Consider the following 4,356-nt stretch of genomic DNA (forward strand, 5'->3'; position numbering starts at 1 on the left):
GGCTATCAAGGCTCATATCATTGGTGATTGTTTTGGCTGTGGTAATGCGTCAATGCGAGACTGTCAGGTGCTTTCACTGGTTCGGTACCTGCAGTGGGTACCATGCTTGGCAGTTAAGTCATTGATATATAAATGAATGTTGTCTGAGTGGTTCGCTGGGTGTACTTGTGGGTGTACTTGGCGTGAGTATTTCGAGGTGTTTTGCGTCAGTCAATGACCTAAACTTTTAATTTCGAGGGTGTAAGAATGTTCAGGAACAGTCGGTCAGTTAATCAAAGGCTCTGAACAATGATACCGCCCTTCATGGGGTGATTTTCAATATGCGTCTTTACCTGTGCAGAAAGTCTTTTCTAAGATGTCCGAAAACTGTCGTTTCTGAGTGTGACTCCTAGGTAAGGAACCAAACTGGCAGCCGTAACCTTTGATGAGCAAGGCTGCTCGTTTTCTGCATTTGAAATATACCGCAAAATATACCGCAATCTTGCAAGGTGACTAGCAGTGATTTGTGAGTTTGACTCCTACACTAGGAATCAAACAACACGCTGCAGCCCAAGTGTTTTCGGGCTTTCTTGATTATGTTTTTTGACAAGCCCATCAATAATACCAACAACTGATTTTTATATTGGCTGTTTTGGCGTCCGTCATCGTGTCGAGGGTGTCATAAATTATACGATACTCAGTGACCAACTTTGGGCGGTGCTAATCTTAACCACAATCTGTGGCTTGGATTATTTCAGATGCGTCCAAACTTGGATTTATCAAAAAAGACTATGACCAATCTCTTTTTTTGTCATGTAAGTGACTGATTTATATAATATTGTCTTAATGACCATCTGTTTTGGTAGCCGTTTTGGTAGCCATTTATGCCAACAACTCAGGTTTTCGAGCGTCAACGGTTCGGACAATTATACTTATTGGCTGTGGTTCGTGGTCGTGGTCGCTGTCAGTCTTATCCAGCACACCAAGCAATTTTGCTTTGCTCATCGTGGCAGACACCATAGCAGACGCCTGTCCATTTGCTTTGGCAGTCAATCGTGCATCGTCTAATTCAGTCATCAGGTCATCAATACTCATCTTGTGCATGGCTTATCCTTTGAGGTAGCAACTGGTCATCGTTTGCCAATTCATTCATCAGGTCGCTAATGGTCTGCACGTCATCAGAATGAACATCTTTAATCACTGGCTTATCAAAACCAAGTAACTTGGCTTGGCTCATTGTGGCTGTGATTATGCCGTTTGGATTGCGGTCTGCTATGGCTATCTGTTTGGCGGTCTGCAAGTCTGCTATCAGGTCATCGAGCGTTAATGATTGCCTCATCAGGTGAAACTCCTTATCAGCTTTTGTTCTAGCTGCTCATACTCAGTAAGTAGTCGATTGTACGTGCTGTGGTGCATGTAGCGAGGCTTTGAACCTATGCCGTTGATAATGCCCTCTGACCACTCTAGACGCTCACGTAAGGCGTTCAGCTTGCTGTAAATGCGGTCTGTTTTTGTCTGCAACTGTGAGCCATAACAAGCACCAATACAGCCACGACAGACGTAAATCCCTGCACAGTACAGCACTGCTACTCTTTTGCTGCATTTCGGACATAACCACCAATGGCGGTAATTGCCAAAGTGACAAGCGGTTTTATCTAGTCGTATGCTGTAACGGTATGACTTGCCACGATATGAATAATTAACATCAACCTTGTTCGCCTTGTCTGTCTGGCTCAACTGGTCACGATACTGTGCAATGGTCAATCGAGGGTAATTGCTCAGACTTGAAGTGGTCGCTATTGCTGCCATGTTTTCCCCTGCATATCTAAATCATTAGGCTATTTTCTTTTTCTCGTCTTTGGCGTTTATCTGTCTGAGATATTCAGCACCAGATATAAATGTCCTTGAAGTGGGCGTCACATGCTTTTTCTCATTCAATGCAATGTTGCTCGAACCGTAGTTATTGGCGTACTTGCCCTTTCTGTTTTTACCACGCTCTTTGGTGAGGTAACTTGCTCTAAAGAACATTCTATCGAAGGTTTCAGAGTCGCCTCGTTTGACCTTAACATAAGGGTTCTTTGGCAGATGAGGCTTTGCTAGTTCGTACGTTCGTCTTGATATCTTTTCACACTCTATAAATATCCCTTTGGGTGTGTTCACCTTGTCAGCATCAACCATAATCAATAAGTGATAATGCTGATGTTTGACCGTTTCTATCTCACGAACCCAGAAGTAACCAATACGCTTAACACCGTACTCTTTCTTGATGCCCTTTCTCAGCTCATACATGAAGTCAGTCATCAACCTGTTATCCAATGTGCCCTCAAACTCTTTGACCTTGATATCAACCCTAATCATCAGCACGTTCGCATGATGACTAAGCATAGCCGTCATTTGGCGTTCAAGTGCCCTCAACGGCTCAACATAGCAGCCATACCGCTTGCCCTTTACGCCTCTGGTGTAAATCGGCAACCATCTATCACCAAGTAAAATCCGTTCGTTATAAGTGACTTCTCGCATTGCTTAAAAACCTCAAAATGTTAAAGACTAAAGATGGGTAACAGCTTGGCTGTTTTCAGGGTTACTTGATGCTTGGGTTAAAAGGATAGGATATTATAAAAGTACCTGTTTTTTTATTCTAAATATCCATTATTCCAAGCCTTATACTGTGGGCGGTTCGAGCCTAAATATCATCAAAATATGAGTAAAAAGTAATGACATAAATTATACTTAATCCCTTCTTAACAGTTCAATTCATTGGTTAAGTTTATGTTTATAATACCTCTATACCTCTCAATGCCGTTCTGTGCCCTTTGGTGACGTTTTAGCCGTCTGTGGTGCCTTACTATCAAAAACCATTTACGAGGCTCTGAGCGTCAATCTGTGAGCATGTTTTTACTTAACTTTGCTCTTTGCTGCTTTAAATCCTAACTTTGCTAAGTGCTTGCTGTATTTTGCTTGCTTGTCAGTGTCTTTGAGGTCATCGGCAATCAGTCGTGCGAAGTCGTCAACACTGGCACCCATTGGTGCATTACTGCCAAGCTCAGGCAATGCAGCCAACCTTTTGCTGAATGTGCTTATCTGGTCATCTGTCATATTGTGGAATAAGTCAGGCGTGGCATTATCTCTATTCTTATTTGTAGCAGTAGCGAGCTGCTCAGGTGCTTTCTTTTGCTTGAATGTGAAGGTAAAGCCAGTAACCGCGCGTCCTGTTTTGTGCTGAATATAATCGGCTTGAATATCGGTGAAACTATTGATTTGCTTTATAGCGAGGTCTAATACACGCGCTTTGAAGTTATGCATTGCCTTGTATTGCTCAGTGCCAACGCCTAATTTTTTACGCAAGTCATCAAGTGTTATTTTGTTGGTTTTACCAACTGTTTTCCACTGAGCCATAAGCTCATAAAGCCGTATGGAATATTCGCTTTGCAACTCACTAACCTGTTTTAGGTCGTACTCTGTGTATTGTTCGCTAAGCCTTGTTATCAGTGGAATTACAGCATCTGTGAACTGCAGCTCAATCATTCCAGTTTTATCAATGTAGGCCACTGACTGCACCCATCTAACGATACGATGAACTAAATCGCCTGTCTTTTCGTGAACATCGTCATACTCAAAGTGAGCATCAAATAAGCCTTTGGCTGCACTCTTTAAAGCCTTGTATGCTGAGTGTTTTTCTACTTTGAATTGCTCTTGATAACTACTTGCATGAATCTGCAGCACACCCCTAGCATCAATTATTTTTTCTTGTTCCCTTGCTGCAATGATTGCCAAAAAGATAATGCGCTGCTCAGGTATGCCAAGCGAGTAACTAGCACTGATTAATTTATTGTCTTTAGTGATTAGTTTTTTAGAAGTCATCTCTTTTGCTCAATGCTATGTAATCCATGCATTATACATCTATTAACATACAAGGTTCAATGAATTGTAGTTTAATGGTCGCTAAACGTAGTTGAATGGGTCGCTAAACGTAGTTGAATGGGTCGCTAAACGTAGTTGAATGGGTCGCTAAACGTAGTTGAATGAACTCTGCAGCCCTTTAATACCAATACTTACAGCGAGCGTAAAAGCTCTTAAAAACATTAAAAACATTAAAAACACAGAATTACTTTTTTTGTGATTAATAATCTTTTGAAGTAACTTTCACATCATGCGGAAGTCATCAGCCAAGCTCAGGCAATCATCAGATAACAGCCAATAGCTCAGATTTGCCTTGTAAGGCTCTTTGATTGTTCACAAGGTAACTTAGTACCACTTTGCACCTATAATCGCACTGTGAGCCATTCTGATGACATTTTGAGGCTATCAAGGCTCATATCATTGGTGATTGTTTTGGCTGTGGTAATGCGTCAATGCGAGACTGTCAGGTGCTTTCAC

At 41.8% G+C, this 4,356-nt stretch carries 5 protein-coding genes; all 5 read right to left on the reverse strand.

Annotation, left to right across the window (positions count from 1 at the left end):
- Positions 1-861: 861 nt before the first annotated feature.
- The 5 genes from JMY06_RS11575 to repM all read right to left on the reverse strand — a co-directional run bounded on the left by JMY06_RS11575 (position 862) and on the right by repM (position 3,840).
- Positions 862-1,083: a hypothetical protein gene (locus JMY06_RS11575; protein WP_201618397.1), complete on the reverse strand. Its 222-nt coding sequence runs from the start codon at positions 1,081-1,083 to the stop codon at positions 862-864.
- On the reverse strand, positions 1,064-1,318 hold the full coding sequence (locus tag JMY06_RS11580) for a hypothetical protein (RefSeq protein ID WP_201618398.1): 255 nt from the start codon (positions 1,316-1,318) through the stop codon (positions 1,064-1,066). Before JMY06_RS11580 ends, JMY06_RS11575 begins: the two co-directional genes overlap by 20 nt.
- Positions 1,319-1,450: 132 nt before the next feature.
- Positions 1,451-1,591 (reverse strand): hypothetical protein, encoded by a 141-nt coding sequence (locus JMY06_RS11585; RefSeq protein WP_201618399.1) that lies wholly within the window; start codon positions 1,589-1,591, stop codon positions 1,451-1,453.
- A 221-nt stretch (positions 1,592-1,812) separates the two neighbouring features.
- Entirely contained in the window at positions 1,813-2,499 is a 687-nt protein-coding gene (locus JMY06_RS11590; RefSeq protein WP_201618400.1) for an inovirus-type Gp2 protein, read from the reverse strand.
- A 375-nt stretch (positions 2,500-2,874) separates the two neighbouring features.
- Positions 2,875-3,840, reverse strand: coding sequence for a replication initiation protein RepM (gene repM, locus JMY06_RS11595; protein WP_201618401.1), 966 nt, complete (start codon positions 3,838-3,840; stop codon positions 2,875-2,877).
- Positions 3,841-4,356 lie beyond the last annotated feature (516 nt).

The organism is Psychrobacter urativorans, from assembly GCF_904846675.1.
Lineage (GTDB): Bacteria > Pseudomonadota > Gammaproteobacteria > Pseudomonadales > Moraxellaceae > Psychrobacter > Psychrobacter urativorans_B.